The 25,836-nt window shown below is 65.3% G+C and carries 28 protein-coding genes and 1 tRNA gene; 17 read left to right on the top strand and 12 right to left on the bottom strand.

The features are described from left to right. Positions 1-15: 15 nt before the first annotated feature. The gene (locus tag WFQ67_RS08195; protein WP_337056572.1) at positions 16-2,355 is read right to left on the bottom strand and encodes a DUF1631 domain-containing protein; all 2,340 of its coding nucleotides are present in this window, start codon (positions 2,353-2,355) and stop codon (positions 16-18) included. Between the two features lie 321 nt (positions 2,356-2,676). Between WFQ67_RS08195 and nadC the strand changes: the two genes are divergently transcribed. Then, on the top strand, positions 2,677-3,525 hold the full coding sequence (nadC, locus tag WFQ67_RS08190) for a carboxylating nicotinate-nucleotide diphosphorylase (protein WP_213628512.1): 849 nt from the start codon (positions 2,677-2,679) through the stop codon (positions 3,523-3,525). Between the two features lie 61 nt (positions 3,526-3,586). Here the strand turns inward: nadC and WFQ67_RS08185 are convergent. Together WFQ67_RS08185 and WFQ67_RS08180 are read right to left on the bottom strand one after the other, a co-directional pair. Beyond that, positions 3,587-3,662: transfer RNA gene (locus WFQ67_RS08185), tRNA-Thr, on the bottom strand. A 39-nt stretch (positions 3,663-3,701) separates the two neighbouring features. Further along, a complete protein-coding gene (locus tag WFQ67_RS08180; RefSeq protein WP_337056571.1) occupies positions 3,702-5,429 on the bottom strand; it encodes a PglL family O-oligosaccharyltransferase in 1,728 nt (575 codons plus the stop codon). 155 nt (positions 5,430-5,584) lie between these two features. Here WFQ67_RS08180 and WFQ67_RS08175 point away from each other — a divergent pair, with 155 nt between their 5' ends. The 6 genes from WFQ67_RS08175 to yacG all read left to right on the top strand — a co-directional run bounded on the left by WFQ67_RS08175 (position 5,585) and on the right by yacG (position 10,755). Beyond that, positions 5,585-6,031 carry a pilin gene (locus tag WFQ67_RS08175; protein ID WP_337056570.1) on the top strand — a complete coding sequence of 149 codons (447 nt, stop codon included), beginning with the start codon at positions 5,585-5,587 and terminating at the stop codon, positions 6,029-6,031. 118 nt (positions 6,032-6,149) lie between these two features. Next, positions 6,150-7,853: a type IV-A pilus assembly ATPase PilB gene (pilB, locus tag WFQ67_RS08170; protein WP_337056569.1), complete on the top strand. Its 1,704-nt coding sequence runs from the start codon at positions 6,150-6,152 to the stop codon at positions 7,851-7,853. A gap of 3 nt (positions 7,854-7,856) precedes the next feature. Beyond that, positions 7,857-9,077, top strand: coding sequence for a type II secretion system F family protein (locus WFQ67_RS08165; protein WP_184488625.1), 1,221 nt, complete (start codon positions 7,857-7,859; stop codon positions 9,075-9,077). Beyond that, a complete protein-coding gene (locus WFQ67_RS08160; protein WP_173173305.1) occupies positions 9,078-9,947 on the top strand; it encodes a prepilin peptidase in 870 nt (289 codons plus the stop codon). Next, on the top strand, positions 9,947-10,558 hold the full coding sequence (coaE, locus tag WFQ67_RS08155; RefSeq protein ID WP_337056567.1) for a dephospho-CoA kinase: 612 nt from the start codon (positions 9,947-9,949) through the stop codon (positions 10,556-10,558). Before WFQ67_RS08160 ends, coaE begins: the two co-directional genes overlap by 1 nt. Further along, entirely contained in the window at positions 10,555-10,755 is a 201-nt protein-coding gene (yacG, locus tag WFQ67_RS08150) for a DNA gyrase inhibitor YacG (protein WP_111263622.1), read from the top strand. The genes coaE and yacG overlap by 4 nt, the downstream gene beginning before the upstream one ends. Before the next feature lie 3 nt (positions 10,756-10,758). On the opposite strand, the gene WFQ67_RS08145 is transcribed toward yacG, so the two are convergent. From WFQ67_RS08145 to WFQ67_RS08130, 4 genes are all read right to left on the bottom strand, one after another. Next, positions 10,759-10,974: a hypothetical protein gene (locus tag WFQ67_RS08145; RefSeq protein ID WP_213628504.1), complete on the bottom strand. Its 216-nt coding sequence runs from the start codon at positions 10,972-10,974 to the stop codon at positions 10,759-10,761. Between the two features lie 107 nt (positions 10,975-11,081). Continuing rightward, positions 11,082-11,768, bottom strand: coding sequence for an energy-coupling factor ABC transporter permease (locus WFQ67_RS08140; protein ID WP_337056566.1), 687 nt, complete (start codon positions 11,766-11,768; stop codon positions 11,082-11,084). Beyond that, positions 11,765-12,232, bottom strand: coding sequence for an FAD/FMN-containing dehydrogenase (locus WFQ67_RS08135; RefSeq protein WP_337056565.1), 468 nt, complete (start codon positions 12,230-12,232; stop codon positions 11,765-11,767). Before WFQ67_RS08135 ends, WFQ67_RS08140 begins: the two co-directional genes overlap by 4 nt. Further along, positions 12,229-12,654 (bottom strand): GNAT family N-acetyltransferase, encoded by a 426-nt coding sequence (locus tag WFQ67_RS08130; protein WP_337056564.1) that lies wholly within the window; start codon positions 12,652-12,654, stop codon positions 12,229-12,231. The genes WFQ67_RS08135 and WFQ67_RS08130 overlap by 4 nt, the downstream gene beginning before the upstream one ends. Positions 12,655-12,765: 111 nt before the next feature. Between WFQ67_RS08130 and WFQ67_RS08125 the strand changes: the two genes are divergently transcribed. From WFQ67_RS08125 to WFQ67_RS08080, 10 genes are all read left to right on the top strand, one after another. Beyond that, complete coding sequence (locus tag WFQ67_RS08125) at positions 12,766-13,392, top strand: DUF1780 domain-containing protein (protein ID WP_173173316.1); 627 nt, start codon at positions 12,766-12,768, stop codon at positions 13,390-13,392. A gap of 86 nt (positions 13,393-13,478) precedes the next feature. Then, positions 13,479-13,652, top strand: a complete 174-nt coding sequence (locus WFQ67_RS08120; RefSeq protein WP_173173318.1) for a DUF3094 domain-containing protein — start codon at positions 13,479-13,481, stop codon at positions 13,650-13,652. Between the two features lie 63 nt (positions 13,653-13,715). Then, positions 13,716-15,017, top strand: a complete 1,302-nt coding sequence (locus WFQ67_RS08115) for an NAD(P)/FAD-dependent oxidoreductase (protein WP_173173321.1) — start codon at positions 13,716-13,718, stop codon at positions 15,015-15,017. A gap of 309 nt (positions 15,018-15,326) precedes the next feature. Beyond that, the gene (locus WFQ67_RS08110) at positions 15,327-16,337 is read left to right on the top strand and encodes a LysR family transcriptional regulator (protein WP_337056563.1); all 1,011 of its coding nucleotides are present in this window, start codon (positions 15,327-15,329) and stop codon (positions 16,335-16,337) included. Further along, positions 16,334-17,077, top strand: coding sequence for a 2OG-Fe(II) oxygenase (locus WFQ67_RS08105; protein ID WP_337056562.1), 744 nt, complete (start codon positions 16,334-16,336; stop codon positions 17,075-17,077). The genes WFQ67_RS08110 and WFQ67_RS08105 overlap by 4 nt, the downstream gene beginning before the upstream one ends. Positions 17,078-17,130: 53 nt before the next feature. Beyond that, a complete protein-coding gene (locus tag WFQ67_RS08100) occupies positions 17,131-17,367 on the top strand; it encodes a hypothetical protein (RefSeq protein WP_337056561.1) in 237 nt (78 codons plus the stop codon). A gap of 10 nt (positions 17,368-17,377) precedes the next feature. Further along, positions 17,378-17,923, top strand: coding sequence for a methylated-DNA--[protein]-cysteine S-methyltransferase (locus WFQ67_RS08095; RefSeq protein ID WP_173173328.1), 546 nt, complete (start codon positions 17,378-17,380; stop codon positions 17,921-17,923). Positions 17,924-18,098: 175 nt separating this feature from the next. Further along, entirely contained in the window at positions 18,099-19,226 is a 1,128-nt protein-coding gene (gene ada / locus WFQ67_RS08090; protein ID WP_111259778.1) for a bifunctional DNA-binding transcriptional regulator/O6-methylguanine-DNA methyltransferase Ada, read from the top strand. Further along, complete coding sequence (locus WFQ67_RS08085; protein ID WP_337056560.1) at positions 19,223-19,861, top strand: 2OG-Fe(II) oxygenase; 639 nt, start codon at positions 19,223-19,225, stop codon at positions 19,859-19,861. Before ada ends, WFQ67_RS08085 begins: the two co-directional genes overlap by 4 nt. 3 nt (positions 19,862-19,864) lie before the next feature. After that, complete coding sequence (locus WFQ67_RS08080) at positions 19,865-20,155, top strand: Ada metal-binding domain-containing protein (RefSeq protein WP_213628495.1); 291 nt, start codon at positions 19,865-19,867, stop codon at positions 20,153-20,155. Positions 20,156-20,397: 242 nt separating this feature from the next. On the opposite strand, the gene WFQ67_RS08075 is transcribed toward WFQ67_RS08080, so the two are convergent. From WFQ67_RS08075 to WFQ67_RS08055, 5 genes are read right to left on the bottom strand one after another with little or no spacing between them, the layout of a single operon-like run. Then, positions 20,398-21,648, bottom strand: a complete 1,251-nt coding sequence (locus tag WFQ67_RS08075) for an acyltransferase family protein (protein ID WP_213628494.1) — start codon at positions 21,646-21,648, stop codon at positions 20,398-20,400. Between the two features lie 25 nt (positions 21,649-21,673). Continuing rightward, complete coding sequence (locus WFQ67_RS08070) at positions 21,674-22,420, bottom strand: SDR family NAD(P)-dependent oxidoreductase (protein ID WP_213628493.1); 747 nt, start codon at positions 22,418-22,420, stop codon at positions 21,674-21,676. A gap of 29 nt (positions 22,421-22,449) precedes the next feature. After that, positions 22,450-23,220, bottom strand: a complete 771-nt coding sequence (locus WFQ67_RS08065) for an aldolase (protein WP_173173338.1) — start codon at positions 23,218-23,220, stop codon at positions 22,450-22,452. 57 nt (positions 23,221-23,277) lie between these two features. Further along, on the bottom strand, positions 23,278-24,996 hold the full coding sequence (locus WFQ67_RS08060; protein WP_213628492.1) for a GMC family oxidoreductase: 1,719 nt from the start codon (positions 24,994-24,996) through the stop codon (positions 23,278-23,280). Between the two features lie 55 nt (positions 24,997-25,051). Next, positions 25,052-25,816 (bottom strand): SDR family oxidoreductase, encoded by a 765-nt coding sequence (locus WFQ67_RS08055; RefSeq protein WP_173173342.1) that lies wholly within the window; start codon positions 25,814-25,816, stop codon positions 25,052-25,054. Positions 25,817-25,836 lie beyond the last annotated feature (20 nt).

The raw sequence follows: 25,836 nt of genomic DNA, 5'->3' as shown, positions 1-25,836 counted from the left end.
GGGTGGAGCGAGGGCTCAGGCGCCCTTGAGTCGACGCAGGTTGCCGATGACCGACTCCAGCGCGCGATCGAACAGCAGGGCGTCGTCCAGCAGGCGGATGGCCTGGCGACGGAACTCGACGGCCAGCCCCATGCGGGTCTTCTCCAGCACCTTCATGCCGGTGCGGTTGACGAAGATGTACTTGCCGGTGGGCTTGATGATCGCCGCCAGCTTGCAGCGCACCTTGTGCTCCTCGTCTTCCTGGAACTCGACCCAACTGCCGACACGCAGGTTGTCGACCTGGGCCAGGGCCTCGTCGTCATCCGGCAGGGCGGCTTCGGGCTCGGGCGCACGGGTCTCGCCCGGCGCGAGCAGGACGATCTCCTCGACCACCTCGACCATCGCCGGCGCTTCGGCGGGCATGCCCACCTCCAGGTCGGCGGGCAGGTCGAGCAGGGGCATCTCGATTTCCGCGATGGCGCCCGGCTCCTGGCCTTCCTCGGCGTCCACCACCGGAGCCGGTACCGGCTCGGGTTCGACGCGCTTGAAGCGCTGGAAGGCCTGCACGTGCAGGGTTTCCAGCTGGCTGAAGAATTCGCTGGTGGAGAACGGGTCGAAGGCGGCGCTGGTCAGCCCCTCGCGCAGCGCCTTGAGCAGGCCGGGGACCAGCTCCAGCAAGCGCATGCGCGCCTCGGGCGCTTCGTGGGACTCCACGCTCCAGATCAGGTCGTCCATGGTCGACAGGGTGGCCTGCCATTCCTCGGAGCCGACGCCGTGCTTGAGGCAGGTCAGCAGCATGACCTTGCTCCAGGCTTCCTGCAGCAGGCGCACCACCACTTCGGGCAGGGTGCGGCCCAAGAGGCGATCGTTCAGGGCCTGCTCGACCTGCTGGCGTGCCAACTCGGCCTTGGCGCGACCTTCCTCGGCATCACGGGTGCGCTGTTCCAGCAGATCGCTGCGACGGCGTTCGTCACCGGTGTAGGCGAGAAAATCGGAAAGCAGGTCGGAGAAGATGGTCGGGTCATCGACGAAATCGTTCAGCAGGCGCAGCACGACCTGCTCGATGCGCTGGTACAGGGCATCGCGCTGGACGTCGTCCTGCTCGCTCCAGCCCATGGCGGCCGAGGCGATCTCGTTGAGCAGCCGGCGCGCCGGGTGGCTGCCGCGGCTGAAGAAGGTCTTGTCCAGCACCGCGACCTTGAGCATCGGAATCTGCAGGCGGCCGATCAGGGCCTTGAGCGAATCCGGCAGGGAGCGGTCATCGAGGATGAACTCGAAGAGCATCGACACCAGGTTGATGACGTCGTCGTCCACCTGGCCCACGACACGGGACTTGCCACTCTTGGCGCTGGCGCGGGTGAGCAGGTTGTCGAGCTGGAAGCGCAGGTCGACATCACTTGCGTTCTGCGCAGGCAGGTGCTGCTGCAGGTGCGAGAGCAGGCGCATCAGGTCGTTGCTGGTGATGGGCACCGCATCGGCCGGTACCTCCCGACGGCCCATGCCGATCCCGGCGCCAGTGCCGGAACCGCGGACCTGGGACAGCAGCTCCTGAAGGGCACCGAAGACTTCCTGCACGCCTTCGTCCATATAGGCGCCTTCACCGGCAACCTGGCCACCTTCGGCGGCCTGGGCGGAGCGGGCGGCACCCGGGGTGCGCCCCTGGGGACGACGGGCCGGCGGCGCGGACTTGAGCTCGGGAAGCACACCGGCGGTGATCAGCGCCTGGTTGGATTCGGCGTAGAGCTGGTCGAGGTCGCTGAGGACGTACTTCTCGAACAGCTTGAAGATGATCAGCTTGACCTTGATCTCCACACCCAGGCTGCGGCAGGCATCGAGGAAGGCTTCGCACAGTGCGCGCGGGCCGAGCGGGTTGCTCTTGTCCTCGATCTTCTTGGTGACCAGGGTGTTGAGGCGGGTGGTCAGGTGGCCCAGGGCGATGCCGTCACGGCTCATTACCTTGGCGACCATGGCGTCGAGGGCGACGGACTCTTCCAGCTCGTCGTTCTGCACCAGGCTCAGGCTTTCGAAAGACACCGCATCCAGCACCGGCGGCTTGCCGATCTCGTACTGGTTGAGGTTGGAGAAGGTCTCGAACACTTTCTGCAGGAAGCCGCGCTCGATGCTCTTGCGCTTCAGGCGCAAGTCGCGCATCGCCTCGAAGAAGGCGTTCTGCTCGGCGTTACTGGTCGCACGGTCGGCCATCTGGAAGAGGGTGTCGTCCGCGTTGTCGAACAGCGCCTGCAGCGCTTGCTTCAGCTGTTGTGCAGCCTTGTCGCGCACCTGGATAAGTGCCACGGGCAGCCTTCCTACCGGCGAAGTTGGCGATAGCTCGGAGGCGCCCTTGTTCAGGGGCACCACGTTCGCGTCGGTCTGCATAGCGAATCTCCCGCAACCAGCGCCCGAACTAGTGGGCTTCGCTGGTTGCACAGCTATAAACGGGGAGTTATCCCTAACGTCAAGCTTCTGGCGTCAAATAGAGAAAGTCAGAATCATTATAGGGATACTCACGTCGCAACCAAGGGGAGATTTCCTCCAGACATGAAATACGTCACAGATGTCCCTGCCCTTTGTAGGCCGGCCTCTGTCAGACCTACCCATCCCCTGAATATCTAGCAGAAAGCCCACGACAGTTGCCACCAACGCTGTACCAGCGGTCGCCTGCCTCTATAATCGCGCCATTCTGCAGCGGAGCATCCCATGCCCAACCTCAAACTCGCCGACCTGAACGCGGAAATCGAAGCCAACGTGCGCCGCGCCCTGACCGAGGACGTCGGCAGCGGCGACATCACCGCCCAACTGATCCCCGAGGAGCGCCTGGCCCACGCCACCATCATCACCCGCGAAGCGGCGGTCATTGCTGGGACCGCGTGGGTCGATGCGGTGTTCCGTCAGATCGACCCACGGGTGGCGGTGCACTGGCAGGTGGCCGATGGCGACAAGGTGCAGCCGAACCAGCCGCTGTTCCACCTCGAAGGCCCCGCCCGCGCCCTGCTCAGCGGCGAGCGCAGCGCGCTGAACTTCCTCCAGTGCCTCTCCGGCGTCGCCACCCGCGTCGCCCACTACGTGGAACTGGTGCAAGGCACCCAGGTGAAGCTGCTGGACACTCGCAAGACCCTCCCCGGCCTGCGCCTGGCGCAGAAGTACGCCGTCACCTGCGGCGGCGGCCATAACCACCGCATCGGCCTGTACGACGCCTTCCTCATCAAGGAAAACCACATCGCCGCCTGCGGCGGCATCGCCGAAGCCATCACCGCCGCCCACCGCATCGCCCCCGGCAAGCCGGTGGAGATCGAAGTGGAAAGCCTCGACGAACTGAACCAGGCCCTGGCCGCCGGCGCCGACATCGTCATGCTCGACGAACTCAGCCTCGACGACATGCGCACTGCCGTCACCCTCACCGCCGGCCGCGCCAAGCTCGAAGCCTCCGGCGGCATCAACGACACCACCCTGCGCACCATTGCCGAGACCGGCGTCGACTACATCTCCATCGGCACCCTGACCAAGGACGTCAGGGCGGTGGACCTGTCGATGCGCCTTAGCATCTGACCCTTTCCTTTATATAGCGCCCAACAAAAAGCCCCGCCGAAGCGGGGCTTTTTGTCTGAGCTGGTGCCGGAGACAGGAATCGAACCTGCGACCTTCGCGTTACGAGTGCGCTGCTCTACCTACTGAGCTACACCGGCGGCGGGGCGAAAATTAGCACTCCACCTCGTGGAAGGCAATCACTGCTCCATTGCATTGGATAGAGCGGAGAAATCAACATCAGGGAATGCGCGCTCAACCTCTTCAAGCTGTGACAAGAAATTCCTCACAGTCTCATCGCCATAGTAGATCCGCATATCCTCAATAGTCTTGAAACTCTCGGCCGTACGTCCAGTTGCGAACTGCAAAACCGCAAGCCGCGCCAGAACACTGTCAAACGGGAAGTGGCGCCGGAGTTTCTCAAGCACGGGTAATTCCTGCTGAGCCGTTTTGGGAGAAACCTCGAAATTGGCGATATAAACCAAATAGCCATAAGGCTCCATCAGAGGATCCCTAATGAGCGAATCGACAAAGACATACTGACTTGGATCAGTGGGTGCCCGAACCAAGTATTGGTTCAAAGACCAGTAAAACCGTTCAACAAGAGGCGCATATACGATGGATGTTGCACAAAACACGAAAACTAGAATGGCCGAGAACACCTTCCCCAACGTCAAATCCACATGAACTCTTTCCCCACCCAACGCCCCCAAAACAAGTAAATTCAAGACGAAGAAATGCATGAGCCAGTAAGGAAACTCAAAAAAACTATACACACTAAAAATCAACAGTATCGATGCTGGAAGCACACGCCGCATATCCGCAGCCGCACGCCACCACCCCCGCACACCCAATGCGAAGACAAGCAAAAGCCACAGCCCGCCAAATACACCCAACTCAGCAAGAAACTGCAGTAATAAATTATGGGAGTGTGTAAAGAAGCCAGCCGGAGAGAGAACACCTAATTCGATGTGCTTCGCAAAAGCTGCCTCCCCATAATTACCAATACCCACCCCCCAAAATGGATGATCGCAGAACACCTGCCAGGCGATAGCCCATTCCCTGAGGCGCCCAGAACTGTCCCCTCCCTTGCCACCAAATGCCGCCAGCCTCTCATCAACGACAACATTTGCCGCTCCACCACCCAACAACTGACTCAGCAAGCTACCAAAAGGCTGCAGTAGAACCAATGCTGCCAAGCCAAGCAAAACCACAAGCAAGAACCGACTGGCATTGAGTCGCCTGAACTGCAGCGACAAAAGCAGAGCCAGTACAAACCAGGCAACGACTACCGAGCGAGTCCATGTCAAGACAATACAAACTATAAAAATTGCGACGGATGATATAACCCCAAACCTCCCCAGCTTGCCACGCTGAAACAACCAGGCAGCCGACAAGACACCGACAAGGCATACAAAAGCAAAGTAATTGCTATGCCCGATAAGCCCCATCATCCGCTCGGATCGGTACATGGGAATAAAAACCGTAACATCTTGCCAGAGCAGATCGAAGTGACGCAGCAACCCAACCACCGCACACACCAGGGCCGAATAAAGCAGCACCATTGCCAAGACGTCGGAAACACCATGATCGTCCCAGTCCACCTGCTCACCGATCAGTAGCGCCAAGGTCCCAACGAACCAGAAAAGAATATAGAACAGTTTAAAAGCAGCGAATGAGGCACTTTGTGTCAGGGCCGAAGCAATAAACATCACCCCTAAAAGAAGCCAAAGGCCGGACCATACGGAAAACTTCAGATTTACCCTTCGCCACATTAACCATGCCGAACAGGCGAATACACCCAAGGTGACCAATAGCTCCTCAATATAATTGGGGAAGGGGTAGAGGTGTAGAGGTATACAGAAAGCCAGGCCAACGGCAACCACCGCTAGTGCAAAGATTGGGCGAGCGCTTGAGTTCAGGTGCATTCTTAGGGACTCATTGACATTTTTTGTCAGTACGGCAGCTGGGCCAGCATGCCAGCACCTGCAAAAAATGCAGTCCTAGCAATCTGGCAAGGGAATTGCTTAGAAGAATGTCAGCTGCGAGTGCAGCCGTAAACACCACATTTGGAGATCCACGAATGAAAGCACAGAAAGGCTTCACCCTGATCGAACTGATGATCGTTGTTGCGATCATCGGCATCCTCGCTGCCATCGCCATTCCGGCCTACCAGAACTACATTGCGCGCTCTGAAGCAGCCAGTGGCCTGGCCGCTCTTGCTCCGCTCAAGACTGCAGTTGAAGATGCCTATGCCCGTGGTGCCTCTACCACTGACTTCACCCTCGCCATGCTGGGCAGCTCCGCTACTGCAAGCCCCCTGGGCTCCATCAGCTTCCCCGCCAGCTTCGCCGCTAACGGTGCTGGTTCTCTGCAGTTCAACTTTGGCACTGGCGGCGTTTCCGGCCCCCGCACCTCCAACCAGGCGCTCCGCCTGACCCGCACTGCTAGTGGTGTTTGGACCTGCACCAGCAGCGCTGGCCTTGCCACCGAACTGCGCCCGCGCAACTGCTCGGCCGACACCCCGTAATCTAAAGTACACATTTGGAAAGAAGGCGCCTCGGCGCCTTCTTTTTTTATCTACTAGCTATTCCCTACTAGTGTTGCCTACGCTATGGGCTCCCGACACGATTACAAAGCGAACTGCCATGAATGACTCGCCTACCCTCTCAGGTCTTGCACGCCAGTTGGTCCTCGCTGAACTACTGGATGAGAAGAGTGCGCAGAACGCTCAGCAACAAGCACAGCGGAACAGGCTTTCGCTGGTTACCTATGTGGTCCAGAACAAGCTGGTTAAAAGCAGAGCCATTGCAGAGCTGTCAGCAGAGCAGTTTGGCGTCGCCTTCTTCGACCTCAGCGCCATAGACAAGGAGGGGCAGCCAAAAGACCTGGTAAGTGAAAAGCTGCTCCGCCAGCATCGAGTGATACCGCTCTGGCGTAGAGGTAACAAGCTATTCGTTGGAGTTTCAGACCCTACCAATCACCAGGCCGTGACTGATATCCAGTTCAGCACAGGCCTCACTACAGAGGCGATTCTGGTCGAGGATGACAAGCTGGGCGATGCCATCGAGAAATTCTTCGATAGTGCCAGCTCTGGCATGGAGGACCTCGGTGACGTCGATCTGGACGGCGTTGATATAGAGGCGGTCGACGACGATAGACAAGACAGCGGTGCAGGTGAGAGCGCCGATGACGCTCCCGTCGTACGCTTCGTCAATAAAATGCTGCTGGACGCCATCAAGGGCGGCTCCTCCGACTTGCACTTCGAACCCTACGAGCGCTCGTACCGCGTAAGGCTGCGGACCGATGGCATCCTTCATGAAGTGGCACGCCCACCGATCCAACTGGCCAGCCGCATTTCCGCGCGCCTGAAGGTCATGGCAGCCTTGGATATTTCCGAACGTCGCAAGCCCCAGGACGGCCGGATCAAGATGAAAATTTCCAAAACCAAGGCCATCGACTTCCGCGTCAACACGCTGCCCACTCTCTGGGGCGAAAAGATCGTGATGCGGATTCTTGATCCATCCAGCGCCCAGATGGGTATCGATGCCCTTGGTTATGAGGAAGTGCAAAAAGAACTCTATCTGAACGCCCTGAAACAGCCCCAGGGCATGATTCTGGTGACTGGTCCTACGGGTTCGGGCAAGACGGTTTCGCTCTACACCGGCCTCAATATTCTCAACACCGTCGATATCAATATCTCCACAGCTGAAGATCCTGTGGAAATTAACCTGGAAGGTATCAACCAGGTCAACGTCAACCCACGTCAGGGTATGGATTTCGCCCAAGCCCTCCGGGCTTTCCTGCGCCAAGACCCGGACGTGATCATGGTCGGCGAAATTCGTGACTTGGAAACTGCCGAAATCGCCATCAAGGCGGCACAGACCGGTCACATGGTGATGTCCACACTGCATACCAATAGCGCTGCGGAAACCCTTACGCGCTTACGTAATATGGGCGTACCGGCCTTTAACATTGCCACATCGGTCAACCTGATCATCGCCCAGCGTCTCGCCCGTAAACTATGCAGCAGTTGCAAAAAAGAGGTTGAAGTCCCACACGAAACCTTGCTCAAAGAAGGCTTCCCCGAGGAAAAAATCGGCACCTTCAAGATCTTCGGCCCGGCCGGCTGCGAAAATTGCAAAGGCGGCTACAAAGGTAGGGTCGGTATTTATGAAGTGGTTAAAAACACGCCGGCCTTGCAGCGCATTATCATGGAGGAAGGTAACTCCATCGATATCGCCGCGCAGATGCGTAAAGATGGCTTCAACGATCTGCGCAACTCGGGCCTGCTGAAAGCCATGCAAGGCGTAACCAGCCTCGAGGAAGTCAACCGCGTGACCAAGGACTAATCCATGGCGGAAAAAGCACAAAAATCGAGTGTCTTCAAATGGGAAGGCACCGACAAGAAAGGTACCAAGGTCACTGGTGAAATCAGCGGCATAAACCCGGCGCTGGTGAAAGCACAGCTCCGCAAGCAGGGTATCAACCCGCTCAAAGTACGAAAAAAGGCGGCATCCCTTTTCAGCGCTGGCAAGAAGATCAAGCCGTTGGATATCGCCCTGTTCACCCGGCAGATGGCCACGATGATGAAGGCCGGCGTTCCGCTCCTGCAAAGCTTCGACATCATCGGTGAAGGCTTCGAAAACCCGAACATGCGCAAGCTGGTGGACGAGGTGAAGCAAGAAGTCGCTGCGGGTAACAGCTTCGCCAACTCCCTGCGAAAGAAACCGATGTATTTCGATGAGCTTTATTGCAACCTGGTGGATTCCGGTGAGCAATCCGGTGCACTGGAAACACTTCTGGATCGAGTCGCGACCTATAAAGAAAAGACCGAACAGCTAAAAGCCAAGATCAAGAAAGCCATGACCTACCCGATCGCGGTCTTGGTCGTTGCGGTCATCGTTTCAGCCATCTTGCTGATCAAGGTAGTGCCGCAGTTCAAGGACGTTTTCAAAGGCTTTGGCGCAGAACTGCCGGCCTTCACCCAAATGGTGGTGAACCTCTCTGAAGCCCTTCAGACTTGGTGGTTCGTCATACTGATTGCGACGTTCGGGACCATATTCGGCATTGGCCAGTTCTACAAACGCTCACAGAAGTTCCGTGATGCCGTAGATAGAGGTGTCCTCAAGATGCCAATTGTCGGCGACATCGTCTACAAGTCATCAGTCGCACGCTATGCACGCACGCTTTCAACGACTTTCGCGGCAGGTGTTCCTTTGGTGGATGCGCTCGACTCCGTATCCGGCGCCACCGGTAACGTCGTATTCAAGAATGCAGTCGGCAAGATCAAACAGGACGTTTCCACCGGCATGCAGTTGAACTTCTCCATGCGCACCACGGGCGTATTCCCTTCTATGGCGATCCAGATGACAGCCATTGGTGAAGAGTCAGGCGCGCTCGACAGCATGTTGGACAAGGTCGCTTCGTTCTATGAAGAAGAAGTCGACAATGCCGTCGATAACCTGACCACCCTGATGGAGCCCATGATCATGGCCGTTCTCGGCGTACTGGTCGGCGGCCTGATCATCGCGATGTACCTGCCTATCTTCCAGCTCGGCTCGGTAGTGGGATAAGTGACCGTCATCGACTTCCTGGCCGGCAACTTGCCGGCCTTTGTTTTCTGCATCTTCCTCCTCGGCCTTCTCGTCGGCAGTTTCCTCAACGTCGTCATCTACCGCCTGCCGGTGATGATGTTCCGTGACTGGAAGGCGCAAGCACGGGAGGCGTTGGAGCTTCCGGCGGAGCCCCAGGGCGAGACCTTCAACCTGATCCTGCCGAACTCGCGCTGCCCGCATTGCCAGCATGAGATCCAGGCCTGGGAGAACATCCCGGTGGTCAGCTGGCTGGCCCTGGGTGGCAAGTGCTCCTCGTGCAAGGCGCCGATCAAGAAACGCTACCCGCTAGTAGAGCTGGCGTGCGGCCTGTTGTCGGCCTATGTCGCCTGGCATTTCGGCTTCACCTGGCAGGCCGGGGCTTTCCTGGTGCTGACCTGGGGCCTGCTGGCGATGAGCATGATCGACGTCGACCACCAGTTGCTGCCGGACTCCCTGGTGCTGCCGCTGCTATGGCTCGGGCTGATCCTCAACAACCAGGGCATGTTCGCCACGCCCAGCGATGCGCTCTGGGGTGCGGTGGGCGGCTATCTCAGCCTGTGGTCGGTGTACTGGGTGTTCAAGCTGGTGACCGGCAAGGAAGGCATGGGCTACGGCGACTTCAAGCTGCTGGCGATGATCGGCGCCTGGGGTGGCTGGCAGGTGCTGCCGCTGACCATCCTGCTGTCGTCCCTGGTGGGGGCGATCCTGGGGATCATCATCCTCAAGCTGCGCGACGCGGACAGCAGCACGCCCATCCCCTTCGGCCCCTACCTGGCCATTGCCGGCTGGATTGCATTGCTCTGGGGTGATCAAATAACCGGGACCTATCTCCACTTCGCCGGTTTCTGATGAACAAACCCTGGATCCTTGGCCTTACGGGCGGCATCGGCAGCGGCAAGAGTGCTGTCGCCTCCCATTTCGGCAACCTCGGCGTGCATTTGGTGGACGCCGACCATGCGGCGCGTTGGGTGGTCGAGCCGGGCCGCCCCGCCCTCACGCAGATCGCCGAGCACTTCGGTAGCGACGTTCTCCAGGCCGATGGCCAGCTCGATCGCGCAGCGATGCGCCAGCGCATCTTCGAACACCCGGAAGAACGCCGCTGGCTGGAAAACCTGTTGCACCCACTGATAGGCGAGGAGATCGTCCGCGACCTCGCCAGCGCCCAGTCGCCCTACGCCATCCTCGTCTCGCCGTTGCTGATCGAGTCCGGCCAGCACCGCATGACCCAGCGCGTGCTGGTGGTCGACGCACCGGAAGCGGTGCAGATCCAGCGCACCATGGCCCGGGACCAGGTGTCCGAAGAACAGGTCGGCGCCATCCTCAAGGCCCAGGCCAGCCGCGAAAAACGCCTGGAAGCGGCGGATGACGTCCTAGTCAACGACCGTGACCTGAAATGGCTGCAGCGCGAAGTCGAACGCCTGCACGCCTTCTACCTGACCCTGCGCGGAGGCCAAGCATGAGCCAACCCATGACCGTCGAATGCCCCACCTGTGGCGCCCCCGTCGAGTGGGGCCCGCAGAGCCCCAGCCGCCCCTTCTGCTCCGAGCGCTGCAAGCTGATCGACCTGGGCGCCTGGGCCGCCGAGGAACATGCGATCCCCGGCGACATCCAGGAAGACGATCTCTTCTCCAGCGACCTGCCCGAGCGCGGTCACTGAGCCTCACGGGCGCATGAAGGCGTAGTCGCGGTCGTCATCGAGGTTGTCGGCCAGGAAACACAGCTCCTGGGCCAGGTCCTCGATCGGCCGCACCGCCTTGCTGCGCTCCACCACTTCGCTGAGCAGCGCTCGCAGCGCCAACGCCTCGTCCATCCCCGCCGCGCCGGCCACCGCCAGCTCCCGATCCAGCATCTCGCGCGCCCATTTGTGCATGGCCATCTCCCGCTCCTCGTCTGTGAAGGCGCCATGATCGGCGTGCGGAGGGCTGTGGATAATTGATCGGGATCAAGCCGCCAGGCGTCATGCCCCTGGTGAATTCCCGGCCATCACTTCGGCTCGTCGTCCTTCCAGGGCGCCTGCAGGTAGCGCGAGCGGTTGAAGGTCTCCAGCCAGTCCGGATAGAACACCACCAGCGCCGTCACCGCCGTGCCGTTGATGAAGGCCTCGGGGAACATCACAAGCCAGAGGTAGCCGACGAAGTCCTCCAGCCAAGGCGGCATCGGGAAGATGCCATCCAGCCAGAGCACGCCCAACCCCACCAGCGTGCACAGCAGCGCCGCCAGTGCGGCGGGGAAGAAGCCGCAGCAGAAGATGTAGACGAACAGGTTGCGCGGCTGGAAGCGCTCCACCCAGATGGCGCAGCACTCGGTCACCAGCACCGGCAGCAGCACCAGCAGCGCACCGTTGATGCCGAGCGCGGCGAAGTCCTGGCGCCCCAGCGCCAGCAAGGCGAGCTGCGCCACAACGCCGCCCAGCACCGCCAGCGGCCAGTCCAGCAGCAGCGTAACCGCCGTCATGCCGATGAAGTGGTAGGACACGCCCGAATCGAAATCCCGCCGCACCATCCACAGCAGGAACAACGCCAGCACCGTGCCGAACAGCAGGTGCTGCCGCCGCGTATCGCTGAACAGCTCGACCCACGGAGCCCGCCAGACCGCCCAGGCGATGGCCGGCAGGTAGATCGCCCAGCCCAGGCCCAGGCTGGTGGTGGAGAGCAGCTGGGACGCGATCACTCTGCGGAGGACTCGAGAACGGCACGCAGCGCCGCGGCATCGGTGAAGGTCAGGTTTTCACGCACTACGCCATCTTCCAGGCGCAACAGCAGCACGCTGCCCGCCTCGGCCGGATAACGGGGCGCCACGCGGGACTCACGGTCCAGCATCACCCGGTAGTTGTAGTCACGCATCGCCGGCACCGCGAAGAGCTTGGCGATCACCGCCGGCATGCGGCTCACATCGGCGAGGAACACCGCCTTGCGTGCCTCCAGGTAGCCCTTGGGCTGCCCCTCCAACGCCGCCTTGACCAGCTTCGCGCCGTCCATGTCGCGGGCCACCAGCAACAGCCGCAGCCCGTCGTCGAGGGTGTAAGGCTGGTCGTACTGGTCCAGCAGCGTCCAGGGCGCGAGCCGTGAACCCTCTTCCTGCGCCTGGGCAAGCCCCATCCACGCCATCAGCACCACCACGAAAACCGCTCTCATTCACTCGCTCCCCTTGTGGAAAAAACCTGGATATCCCCACGCTCGCCCCAGCCTTCCTGCGCCTGCCAGAAGGCCAGCGCCTGCGGCGCATCGCGCAAGACGAAGACATGGGACTTGCCGATGCCCTGCTCGGCCAGCCGCGCCAGCACCTCCTCGAGCATCCGCCGCGCCAACCCGCGCCCGCGAAAGGCCTCCTCGACCACCAGGTGCTGCAGGTAGCCGCGGCGGCCATCGTGCCCCGCCATCAGGCAGGCGACCACCTCGTCGCCGGCCTCCACCAGCAGGCTCAACCCCGGGTTTCGCGCGAGATAGCCACAGAACGGCGCGTACTCGTCCTCCGGACGCAGGCGGATACCCGGCGTCCGGCTCCAGAGGGCCAGCAATCGGGAATGGTCGGCGGGGGTGACGGTGCGCGGTTGCATGGCAGGCTCCAGAACAGGCTCCCGAGTCTATACCAAGGCCCGCCGCACGGCCCGTGCCCGTATGCCGCGTCGGGCTACCACAGCGAGGCGCGGCGAGGCTAAGCTCCGCTCATGGACGAATCCGACTACCTGCGCCTGCTGACCCGCCAGGCGGAACAGGCCAACGACTTCCTCTCCAACGCCCGCAAGTGGGAACGCGAGCGCTGGGTCTGCCAGCGCCTGCTGCAGGCCCTCAACGTGCCCCATCGGCTGGAGGACTTCGGCACCGGCAGCGAGCCGCCGGACGTGCTGTTCCGCGACGCCGCCTTCGAGGTGTTCTTCGTCCTCGACGAGGGCCGTCGGCTGAACGATGAATGGCGTGCCGAGCTGGAGCGCCGGCGCAGCGCCTTCTCCCTCGCCCAACTGGTGCGCCGCGAAGCCCGGCCCAAGCGCATCGCCACCGCCGAGCTGCAGGGCCGACTCGCCCCGACGCTGCGCAAGAAGGCCCACAACTACACCGAGCGCGGCCTCGACCCGGGCGAGCTGGACCTGGTCGCCTTCGTCAACCTCAAGCGCTCGGTGCCCGATTTCAACAGCCCCTTCCCGCCGCCCACGGAATTCCTCCGCCAGGGCTGGCGCTCGCTCTCCATCGTCGGCTCCACTTATGCCCGCGTGCTCTTCGCCCATCCGGATGCCCCGGAATTTCTGCGCGCCAACCTGGGTCGAACAGTGATATTCGATGCCGGGATCGGCCTGTGACGCAGCAGTCGAATTATTCGCGCCGTCGATTGAGCCCTGTCGAAACACGCAGCTAGAATGAGCCCATTCCCCCGTCGAGGCTTCCCATGACCAGCCGCCTGACACCCGAAGACCAGCAGAAGGTCGACCAGTACCTGAATCTCCCCCAGCACCAGGTGGAACGCGAGCCGTTCAAGCCCTGGCGCCTGCTGGCGATCCTGCTGGTGATGGTGATCGGCCTGGGCCTGCTGAGCCGCCTACTCGCGCGACTGGTGCTATGAGCCGCCTCCTGCGCTCGCCCGGCGCGACACATAAGAATTCCTATAGCCTTGTGAGATATCCCCATGTCCCATCGTATCGTGATCGTCGGCGGCGGCGCCGGCGGCCTGGAGCTCGCCACCCGTCTGGGTAGAACCCTGGGCAGAAAAGGCCAGGCCAAGGTCATCCTGGCCGACGCCAACCTGACGCACATCTGGAAACCCCTGCTGCACGAAGTGGCCGCCGGCTCCTTGAACTCCACGGAGAACGAGCTGAACTACGTCGCCCAGGGCAAGTGGAACCACTTCGAGTTCCAGCTCGGCCGCATGAGCGGGCTGGACCGTGAGCGCAAGGCCATCCAGCTGGCCGCCACCCTCGACGAGGACGGCCGCGAACTGGTACCCGCCCGTGAAGTGGCCTACGACACCCTGGTGATCGCCGTCGGCAGCACCACCAACGACTTCGGCACCGAAGGCGCGTCGCGTCACTGCATCTTCCTCGACACCCGCGAGCAGGCCGAGCGCTTCCACCGCCAATTGCTCAGCCACTACCTGCGCGCCCACGCCCGTGAAGGCAACAGCGACCAGATCAGCGTCGCCATCGTCGGCGCCGGCGCCACGGGCGTCGAGCTGGCCGCCGAGCTGCACCACGCCGCCCGCGAGCTGGCCGCCTACGGCCTGGACAGCATCCAGCCGGAGAACATGCGCATCACCCTGATCGAGGCCGGCCCGCGCGTGCTGCCGGCGCTGCCCGAGCGCATCAGCGCGCCGGTGCACAAGACCCTGGAGCGACTGGGCGTCACCGTGATGACCGGCGCCGCGGTCAGCGAAGTCACCGCCGAAGGCCTGCGCACCGCCCAGGGCGAGGAGATCCCCGCCAGCCTCAAGGTCTGGGCCGCCGGCATCCGCGCGCCCGCGTTCCTCAAGGAGCTCGACGGCCTGGAGAGCAACCGCATCAACCAGCTCGTGGTCAAGCCCAGCCTGCAGACCACCCGCGACGAGAACATCTTCGCCTTCGGCGACTGCGCCGCCTGCCCCCTGGGCGACGGCAGCGACCGCAACGTCCCGCCCCGTGCCCAGGCCGCCCACCAGCAGGCCTCCCTGCTGGTGAAGTCACTGAAGCTGCGCATCGCCGGCCAGCAGGAGCTGCCCGAGTACCGCTACAAGGACTACGGCTCGCTGATCTCGCTCTCCAGCTTCAGCGCCGTCGGCAACCTCATGGGCAACCTGATGGGCAGCGTCAAGCTCGAAGGATGGCTGGCGCGCATGTTCTACATCTCGCTCTACCGCATGCACCAGATGGCGCTCTACGGCAGTTTCCGCACCCTGCTGCTGATGCTCAGCGACCGCATCGGCCGCAGCACCGACCCCCGCCTCAAGCTCCACTGATCCACCGGCCGGCATCCCCGCGATGCCGGCCTCCCCGCCGCTCGTCCCCCTCGCGCACCGCTGTGCGCCACAGCCGTCCGTCGCCCTCTTCCATCCTGCAGATTCGACCGCAAGAAACGGAGTGCGGGACGCTCTCTTCACGCCGATATTGAGCCCCGCAACGCGTCTGGCCAGGGCGTTTGCGCCATCGAATCGGCGCTCCCCGGGCCACTCGCGCACCAGGACCACTACGCAGTAAGGGCTGGAGGAACGCAGCAACCCGGGCACGGCCCGGAACCAGGGTCGATGACAGACAGGAGAGAGTCACATATGGAACTACGTCATCTTCGCTATTTCCTCGCGGTGGCCGAGGAGCTGAATTTCACCCGCGCCGCCGCGCGCCTGCACATCGAGCAATCGCCCCTGTCCCGGGCCATCAAGGAACTCGAGTCGGACCTCAACACCCTGCTCTTCGAGCGCAACCCGCGGGGCGTGCAGCTGACCTGGGCGGGCACCGTCTTCCTGGAGAACACCAAGCGCATCTTCGCCGCCCTGGAGCAGGCGCGGATGGACATGCGCGGCGTCGCCATGGGCTTTCGCGGCACGCTGCGGGTCGCGGTCTCCGACGGCATCGCCCCGCAGAAGCTCGCCGACCTGCTGGCGCGCTGCCGGCAGGAAGAGCCGGAGACGGAGATTCGCCTGTTCGAAGTGAGCCACGCCCAGCAGGTCAAGGGCATGCTCGACCACAGCTACGACGTCGGCTTCGCGCGAACCGACAACGCCGTCGACGGCCTCTGCATCCGGCCGATCTGGAGCGATCCGCTGGTCGCCGCCCTGCCCGCCCGCCACCCGCTGCTGTCGCATCGCAAGATCCCGCTCAAGGAACTGGCGCGCCACCCGCTGATCCTCAGCCACCCCGAGGTGCACGAGGGCCAGCACCAGCAGATCAGCCGCATGCTCAAGGCCAACCTGAGCGAAGCCGAAGAAGCCTCGCTGAACATCGTCGAGCAGTACATCTCCCGCGAGACCATGCAGGCCCTGGTCTCGGCCGGCTACGGCGTCGCCCTGATCTGCGGCACCGAGCAGAGCTACCTGCCCGGCAGCGAGATCGTCACCCGCGCCCTGTCCGTGCCCGACTCGGTGCTGACCACCTACCTGCTGCGCCCGGACAGCGAGCCATCACCGCACCTCTCGCGCTTTCTCGAGCGCATCGAGCAGGTGTGCAACCAGCAGGAAGAAGCGGAAACCTGCCTGTTCTCCGAAATCCACCCGATCGCCCCCGTCTCGCGCCTGGCGCGCGTGGGCCTGTCCTTCAGCGCCGGGGACTTCTCCACGCCATGAACCCGCCCGCCACCCTCGAACGGGCCGTGCCCGATCCAACGCTGGAGCGCATCGGACAGCTCGACTGGCCGGCCCTCGAGGCCGAGCTGGACGCCAATGGCAGCGCCCTGATACCGCACCTGCTGGACGATGCCGCCTGCGCCCGACTCGCCTCGCTCTACAGCCAGGACACAGGATTCCGCTCGCGCATCGTCATGGAGCGCCAGGGCTTCGGCCGCGGCGAGTACAAGTACTTCGCCTACCCGTTGCCCGCGCTGCTCGGGCGCCTGCGCCACCGCCTCTACCCGCCGCTGGCGGCCATCGCCAATCGCTGGAACCAGCACCTGGGCCTCGACGCACGCTACCCCGAGCGCCTCGACGCCTTCCTCGCCCGCTGCCACCGGGCCGGCCAGCGCCGCCCCACGCCCCTGCTGCTGCAGTACGGGCCGGGCTGCTACAACCGCCTGCACCAGGACCTCTATGGCGAGCACGTCTTCCCGCTGCAGCTGGCGATCCTGCTGTCGGCACCCGAGCAAGACTTCAGCGGCGGCGAGTTCGTCCTCACCGAGAACATCGCCGGCCAGCAGCGGGCGGAGGTCGTGCCCCTGGGCAAGGGCGATGCCGTGCTCTTCCCGGTGGACCTGCGCCCGGTGCCCGGCAAGCGCGGCGGCTTCCGCCGCGCGGCGATGCGCCACGGCGTCAGCCTGATCAGGAGCGGCGAGCGCCGCACCCTGGGGCTGATCTTCCATGACGCCAGTTGAGGGCAGCGGATGAACGCCCCCCTCCTCCCCGCCTCCCGGCAGGCGGGCTGAACATGCCCATTCGCCTACAGGACATCGGCCCTGCCGCCCTCCTCGAGCCCGGCACGGCAGCCACCGGCCCGAGCGAGGACGACCCGGCCGCGCGCCTGCGGGTGATCAGTGCCTTCCAGGCACTGGTGGATGCCAGGCAGGCCCGCTGGCACACGGATGATTCGGGCCGAACCGAGCTGCACCTGGACAGCGGGGAAATCTTCCTGCTCCGTCCCCACAACGTCACTCGACTGCGATAAGGAGATTGCCATGACATTGATGATGAGCCGCCTGAGTTCGCCCCTGCGCGAACTGCTGCTGGTGACCGACGAACAGCAACGCATCCGCGCCCTGGGCTTCGGCGACTACAAGCGCCAGCTCACGCGCTCCTTGAAGGATCGCCCGAGCGCCAAGGACCTCCCCGAGATCCCGGCGCCCAAGGCGATAGCCACCGCCCTGCGCCGCTATTTCGAAGGCGATTGCGATGCGCTCGACGAATTGGTCGTGGAGCCCAACGGCACGCCCTTCCAACTCCAGGTCTGGGCGGCGCTGCGGCAGATTCCCGCCGGCGCCACCCGCAGCTATGGCCAACTGGCCCGCGACCTGGGCCTGGAGGACCCACGTGCCGCCATCGACATAGGCGTGGCCAACGCCGCCAACCCCATCGCCATCGTCATCCCCTGCCACCGCGTGATCGCCGCCAACGGCGAGCTGCGCGGCTACGCCTGGGGCCTGGAGCGCAAGCGCTGGCTGCTGGAGCACGAGAAGGCCCTGCGCCCCGTCGTGGCCGAGCCGCGAACCGCCGCGCTGTTCTGACGCAACGCCCGGCACGGGAGGCGGAAGGCGTCCATCCTTCCTGATCCCGGTGCCCCCGCGCCCGCATCGGAACGCCCAGGCGGCGCCACGGAGAATTCGAACGCAAGAACCGGAGTTCTTGCGTTCGGGTTCGGTTTTAACCTGCAATAGTCAACGGTCTTTCTGGATAACCACCATGAGCAGGAACCTGCAAGAAACCGCTCTCTACATCACGGACGATCAACGCTGGGCAGCCGTCAGGGCCCGCGACAGCGCCGCCGACGACCAGTTCGTCTACGCGGTGAAGACCACCGGCGTCTACTGCCGCCCCAGCTCCTCGACCCGTCTGCCCAACCGCAAGAACGTCGAGTTCTTCGACACCCCGGCCGCCGCCGAAGCCGCCGGCTATCGTGCCAGCCGCAGCCTGGCGGGAGACCGCACCAGCACTGCCGCCCGCCGCGCCGCGCTGATCGCCGAGGCCTGCCGCACCATCGAGGCAGCCGACTCGCCGCTCAACCTCAACCAGTTGGCGGCGCGCTCGGGCATGAGCCCCTCGCACTTCCACCGGGTGTTCAAGACCGAGACCGGGCTGACCCCGAAGGCCTACGTCTCGGCCTACCGCGCCCGCCGCCTGCGCCGCGAGCTCAGCGATGTCGGCACCTCGGTGACCGACGCCATCTACGGCGCCGGCTTCAACTCCAACAGCCGCTTCTACGAAACCTCCGACCAGTTGCTCGGCATGCGCGCCAGCGAATACCGCGATGGCGGCGCCGGCGCCTCGATCCACTTCGCCGTGGCCCAGTGCTCGCTGGGCGCCATCCTCGTTGCGCAGAGCCAGCGCGGGGTCTGCGCCATCCTCCTGGGCGACGACCCCGACGCCTTGGTACGCGACCTGCAGGACCAGTTCCCCAAGGCCCAGCTGGTCGGCGGCGACGCGGACTTCGAGCGCCTGGTGGCCCAGGTCGTCGGCTTCATCGAAGCGCCTTCGCTCGGCCTCAACCTGCCCCTGGACGTCCGCGGCACCGCCTTCCAGGAGCGGGTGTGGCAGGCCCTGCGGGACATCCCGCCAGGCACCACCGTCAGCTACACCGACATCGCCGAACGCATCGGTGCGCCCAAGGCGGTACGCGCGGTGGCCCAGGCCTGCGGTGCCAACCACATCGCCGTGGCCATCCCCTGCCACCGCGTGGTGCGACGCAACGGCGACCTCTCCGGCTACCGCTGGGGCATCGAGCGCAAGCGCGAGCTGTTGCAACGCGAAGCCAAGCCGGCAGCCGCCCCCAGCGTGCCGCCCCGTGCCAAGCAGGCCGTGGCGCAGCCATGAGCCTGGACTGGCCGTCGCTGATCCGCTGCCTGGATGAAGACGGCTACGCCCTGCTGCCCGGCCTGCTGGATGCGGGCACGGTGCAGCAGTGGCGCCAGCAGGCGAAGGGCATGGGCACCCGCCTCGCCCCCCTCGAACCCGGCTGCGGCGAGTGGCTCGCCACGGCCGGGGCCCTGCCCGGCGAACTCGGCGAACTCGGCGACGGGCTCTACTCCACGCTGGCCCGACTGGCCAATCGCTGGAGCGAGGAACTGGACGAGCCCGGGCGCTACCCGACCGGGCCGGCCGGCGCCATCGATGCACGGCTCTGCCATCTCGGCACGGGCGAGTACCTGGCGTTGCGACAAGGCGACGGCACCGCTGCCCTGCCCCTGCGCCTGGCCATTCTCCTGGCCTGCCCCCGGAGCGACTTCACCGGCGGCGAATTCGTCGTCACCGAGCAGCGCCCGCGCATGCAATCGCGCGCCACCGTGCTGCCCCTGCGCCAGGGCGATGCCGTGCTGTTCAGCGACGGTCGCCGCCCGGTGCGCAACAGCCTCGGCCAACGCTACGGCGCCGGCCTCAAGCACGGCACCAGCCGTGTGCGCAGCGGCCAGCGCCTGAGCCTGGAGCTGGGCTTCCCGGCCGGGCGCTGAGCCATGCCGGCGAAGACCTGGACCCTGCTCGGCGCCGACGGCCGCCCCTGCCCCAGCGACCGCCCCGGCACCCTCGGCGGCCACCGCCGCAACAAGCTCTACGGCCGCCTCGACTGCCGCAGCGCCCTGCAGGCCCTCGCCCGTGGCGGCTACCAGGCGCAGCGGGTGTTCTTCCTCGACGAGGCCACGGCGCTCGCCGCCGGCTACCGGCCCTGCGCCGTGTGCATGCCGGAGCGGTACAGGATGTGGAAGGCGGGGGAACTGGATGTTCAGGTGAAGCTTGATCGCGAATGAACTCGCTCCCACAAGAACGGCGGCGCTGCACGCCGCTGGGCGACTGAAGTCGCCCCCACAAAGGTCCTCCGAGCCCCGCGTGGAGGTGACCGCTGTGTAGGGTGGAGGTCGCTCTTCACCTCCACCAGGCGGGGTCGAACAGGGCACGCCGTCATGCCCGAAGCGTTGCATCGAAACCCGCCCCCGCACGGTGGATGGAGGAAGCGTCATCCACGCTACCCAACCCGACGCCGCACCGGCACCTAAGGGGCCGGCGTGGGCGCCAGGGCTTGCGGGGCGGCCTCGGCTGGCACGCGCGCGCGCCCGGCGATGCGCTTGCCGAAGGCGATCATCGGCTTCTCCACCGTGCGGTGGATCAGTTCGGTGGCGCCGAACACCAGCACCAGCATCAGCACCGTGTACTGCGGCCACAGCGCATCGGTGATGGCGATGCCCTCGCTGCGGGTGTAGCGGAACATCAGCTCCAGGGTCAGGTAGAACATCGGGATGTGCACCAGGTACAGCGTGTAGGAGCGCTTGCCGAGGTAGTCCAGCGCCCACTGCAGCGGCTGGGGGAAGACGATCAGGTTGCCCTCGCAGGCCGCCATGAACACCAGCACCAGCGACAAGGCGCAGACCACCGGGATCGCCAGCGTGTTGCCGAAACCGATGGCGGTGACGCTGCCCAGCACCAGCGCCAGCAGCACCACCACCCAAGCCCCGGCGTAGCGGTACTGGCCGGCGCGCACGCGGATCGCCTCGAACCAGCTCTGGGTGGTGGCCAGGTACAGCAGGCAGCCATAGAGCAAGCCGTCGCAGCGGGTCTGGGTGAAGAAGAACACCTTCATCGGGTCGGAGAGGCTGAAAGGCCGCAGCACCAGGCTCACCAGCAGCAGCCCGCCCACCAGTGCCATCACCCGCGCCCGGGTGCTCTTGAGCACCAGCAGGAACAGTGGGTAGAACAGGTAGAACTGCTCCTCCACCGACAGGCTCCAGTAGGGCGCCAGCGGCACGCCTTCGGCGATCTTGTTGTCCGGCAGCCAGAAGTTGAAGGTGTAGGTGAAGATGCCCAGCGCCGCCTGGGCGTTGTACACCGGCGAGGCGAAGTACTGCCCCTGGTTGAGGAACAGGCTGCAGGCCATCACCAGCGCCACCACCACCCAGGCCACCGGCAGGATGCGAAACACCCGGCGCACGTAGAAGGCCTTGATGCAGGCCGCCCGCTGCACGCCGCTGCGCAACCCGTCCAGTTGCTCCAGCAGGGTGCGCGAAATGATGTAGCCGGAGATCACGAAGAACAGATCGACCCCCGCCCAGGCGTTGCCGAACAGGTCGAGCACCGACTCGGGCTTGGGGTAATGCATGGTGAAGGTCCAGGGGTAGAACACCTGGTACAGGTGGACGTAGAAGGTCAGCAGCACGGCGATGGCACGCAGCCGGTCGAGTTCGAGGTTCCTCGACGCACCGGCGTGGGCCGCAGGCGCGCCGGCAGGCAGTTCGGTCTTCATGTTCATGGTGTCTACCCCTGGCGGCCCGTGGTTACAGCTTGGTGCCGCCGTCGACGCTGAGGATGTCCCCGGTGATCCAGCGCGAGGCGTCGGAGGCCAGGAACAGCGCCGCATCGGCGATGTCCTCCGGCTGCGCCACGCGCTGCAGCGCCTGGATGCCGAGCACGAAGTCGCGCCCCTCGTCGCTGCGCACGAAGCTGGACATCTCGGTGTCCACCACCCCCGGGGCCAGGCCGTTGACGCGGATGCCACGCCCGCCGAGCGCCTGGGCGAAGTGCAGCACCAGGGTGTCCAGCGCGCCCTTGGTGGCGGCGTAGGCGGGGATATCGCCGACCGCCGAACGCGCGCCCAGGGACGAGATCATCACCAGGCTGCTGCCCTCGCCCAGCAACGGCAGCAGTTGCTGGACCAGGAAGAACGGCGCACGCACGTTGACCGCGAACAGGCGATCGAAGTCCTCGATGCGCGTGTCCTCCAGCTTCGCCGTCTGGGCGATGCCGGCGCTGGCCACCAGCACATCCAGGCGACGCACGCGCTCGCCCACTTCGGCGGCGAGGATGCGCGGCCCTTCGGCGCTGGCGAGGTCGGCCACCAGCACGTCGGCGCGGCCACCCCGGTCGCGGATCTCGGTGACCACGCCGTGGGCCTCGTCGAGGCCACGGTTGCAGTGCACCAGCACATAGGCGCCGGCGGCGCCGAGGGCCAGGGCCGTGGCCTTGCCGATGCCACGGGAGGCGCCGGTGACCAGGGCGTTCTTGGAAAGCAGGGAGTGCTGCATGGCGATACCTCGCAGGAAAGGGTGATGGGTCAGAACGGCAGCTCGCGCAGGGCGCGGCGGGCGAAATAGTCGAAGGTGGCGCGGCTGCGCGTGGGCTGGAGGATCCAGTCGTGGGCCTCGCGGGCCAGCGCCGGGTCGATGTCGCGGATCTCCCCCGCCGCCTCGGCCAGCAGCTGCATGCGCGCCGTGCGCTCCACCTGCACGGCGAGCACGCAGGCTTCCTCGACGCTGCGCGCGGCGATCACCAGGCCATGGTGGGCGAGCAGCGCGGCACGCCGGTGCTCCAGCACCGAGGCGATCAGCTCGCCCTCCTCGTTGCCCACCGGCACGCCCGGCCAGCGCGCGAGGAAGGACACTTCGTCGTAGAGCATGCAGCTGTCCATGTGCGCCACCTTCAGCGGGCGTTCCAGCAGCGACAGCGCGCTGGCGTGCATGGGGTGGGTGTGGACGATGCAGTTGACGTCGGCTCGCGCGCGGTAGATCCAGGAATGGAAGCGATTGGCCGGGTTGGCCATGCCGTCGCCGGCCATCACCACCAGGTCCTCGTCCACCTCCAGCAGGTTGGCCGGGGTGATCTCGTCGAAGCCCAGCCCCAGGCGCTGGGTCAGGTAGCGGCCCGGGGTCTCGGTGCGCGCGGTGATCTGCCCGGCGAGGCCGGAATCATGCCCGTGGGTGAAGAGGATGCGGCAGGTCAGCGCGACCTTCTCGCGCAATGGCCGCTCCGTCGCCACCAGGTGGGTCTTCATGGCGTCGACGCTCTGGTCGATCAACTCGGCCTTCTCGGCCAGCAGGGTCTTCATGGCGGTGCCTCGGATTCGTTGGGAAAAGGCCCGCGCCGGTCAGGCGCGGGCAGCGGCTCAGGCCATTGCGGGGTGATGGTGCGAGCGGCGCTCCTCCACCAGCACCCGCGCGGCGAGCTGGGCGACGCTGAGCACCGAGGCGTGGATGTTCACCGCCGGCATCTCGGGGATCACCGAGGCGTCCACCACCCGCAGCCCGTCCACGCCCCAGACCCTGAAGCGCGAATCCACCACGCTGCTGGCCGGGTCGCGGCCGGCGGAGCAGGTGCCGGTGTAGTGCAGGCCGGGGCCGGCGTTGCGGGCGATGAAGGCGAGCTTCTCGGCGTAGGTGCGCAGTGGGTCCGCCGGGTAGAGGCCGCCGTTGAACCCGGCCAGCGCCCGGCTCGCGCCCAGGGCCAGGCCGCGCTCGAGGGCGAAGACCATGTTGTCGCGGTCGATGCGCTCGCCGAGGTAGCCCGGGTCCAGCAGCATGCTCTGGCGCGGGTCCGTGCCGGCCAGGCGCGCGCAGCCACGGCTGCGCGGCTTGGCGAGGAAGGGGATCAGGGTGTAGGAGCCGCCGGCCGGCGCCTGCAGCGGGCCGAAGGGGTACTGCATGCCGGCCACCTGAACGTCCGGGGCGAGGTGCGCCGGGCCATTGCTGTAGTACGACATGGTCGACACGCCGTTGGACAGCTGCGGCGGCACGAACACCCGGGAGCGGTACTGCAGGCTCAGCAGCAGGTGGTCCTGCAGGTTGCGCCCCACCGCCGGCAGGTGCTGGCGCACCGGGATGCCCTGGGCGCGCAGCTCGTCCAGCGGGCCGATGCCGGAGAGCATCAGCAGCTTGGGCGACTCGCAGGTGCCGGCGCAGAGGATGGTCTCGCGGCTGGCACGGATCTGCACCAGGGCGTTGTCCACCAGCACGCGCACACCCTGGCAGCGGTTGCCCTGGATGATCAGGTTGGTGATCAGCGCGTCGGACAGCACGCTGAGGTTGCGCCGCGCCAGGGCCGGCACCAGGAAGGCCTGGGCCGGACCGACGCGGTAGCCGTCGGCGGTGGCGTTGACCTCGGTGACCCCGGCGCCGTTGAGCGGGCGGCCGGCGTTCAGCTCGATGGTGCGCAGGCCGGTATCGGCACTGGCGCCGAGGTAGGCGGCGGTGAGCGGGTGCGGGTCGGCGTAGCGGCCGACGCGGATGCGCGAGGGGCCCTGGCCGGGGCTGCCGACCGGGCGCGCCATGTCGTCGTAGGCGCGGTGCAGCGCCTCGACGCTCCAGGGGCCGCCGACGTGGCGCTGCCACTGGGCCAGGTCGCGGGGGTCGCCGCGCAGCCAGATCATCGCGTTGATGCTGCCGGAGCCACCCACCACCTTGCCGGCGGCCAGCGCCTGCTGGCGGCTGTCGAGCTGCGCCTGCGGCGTGCTCTGCCGGGCCCAGTCGGTGTCGCTGCCGATGTTCTGCAGCCACAGCGCCACTTCGCGGATCTTCGGCTGGTCGATGCGGTGGCTCCCGGCCTCGATCAGCAGCACCGAGGCGCCGGTGGCGGACAGGCGGTCGGCCAGCAGGCAACCGGAGGAGCCGGCACCGACGATCACGTAGTCGTAGTCCTGGCGGTGGGACGGGCGGCCACCCGGCTCGCCGGCCAGCGTGGCGGCGGGCAGCAGGCCCAGGCTCGCGGCACCGGCGCCAGCCCCCAGGGCCAGCAGGCGGGAGAGGAAATCGCGTCGGCCGGAGGCGCCGAAGCCGGCTGCGCCTTCAACGAGCGGATCGAGCGACGGGAAAGGGTTGCGGTTCTTCATGTTCGTTCCTGAACGGGTCGGCTTCCTGGAGCGGGGGCGCGAGGCCCCCGCCGATTCACGTGCGGGTGATGGTCACGCCGCCTTCCACGAACAGGGTCGTACCGGTGACGAAGCTTGAGGCATCGGAGGCCAGGTACAGCGCCGACTGGGCGATCTCCTCCGGGCGCGCCATGCGCTTGAGCGCGTGGATGCTCTCGACGAAGGCCTTCTGCTCCGCGGTGGAGGCGGCGGCGCGGCCCATCTCGGTGTCGGTGCCGCCCGGCAGCAGCACGTTGACGCGCAGGCCCTGGGCGCCGTATTCGGCCGCCAGGGTGCGGGTCAGCCCGACCAGGCCGGCCTTGCTCGCCGCATAGGCGGCCATGCCGGGGAAGCCGACGCTGTGGCCGACGAAGGAGGAGGTGAAGATCAGCGAGCCGCCGGGGCGCTTGAGCAGCTCGGGGATCTGGTGGCGCGCGCAGAGGAAGGCGCTGGTCAGGTTGGTGTCGATCGTGTCGTGCCAGCCCTCGACGCTGATATCGGTCACCGCACCCAGCGCGCCCATGGAGCCGGCGTTGTTGAAGGCGATGTCGAGGCCGCCGAAGCGGCTCACCGCCAGGGCCACGGCTTCACGCACGCAGCGCTCGTCCTTGACGTCGCCGGCCAGGGCCACGGCCACGCCGCCGGCGGCGGTGATCTCGTCCACCAGCCGCTCCAGGGCCTCGCCCCGGCGTGCCACGGCCACCACCTTGGCGCCCTCCTTCGCGAAGAGCTTCGCGGCCTCGAAGCCGATGCCGGAGCTGGCCCCGGTCACGATCGCGGTCTTGTTCGCCAGAATACTCATGTGTCACCTCGTTCCTTGTT

Source organism: Pseudomonas sp. USHLN015 (assembly GCF_037153275.1).
GTDB classification, from domain to species: domain Bacteria; phylum Pseudomonadota; class Gammaproteobacteria; order Pseudomonadales; family Pseudomonadaceae; genus Metapseudomonas; species Metapseudomonas tohonis.
This window is presented reverse-complemented; position numbering and strand designations above follow the sequence as displayed.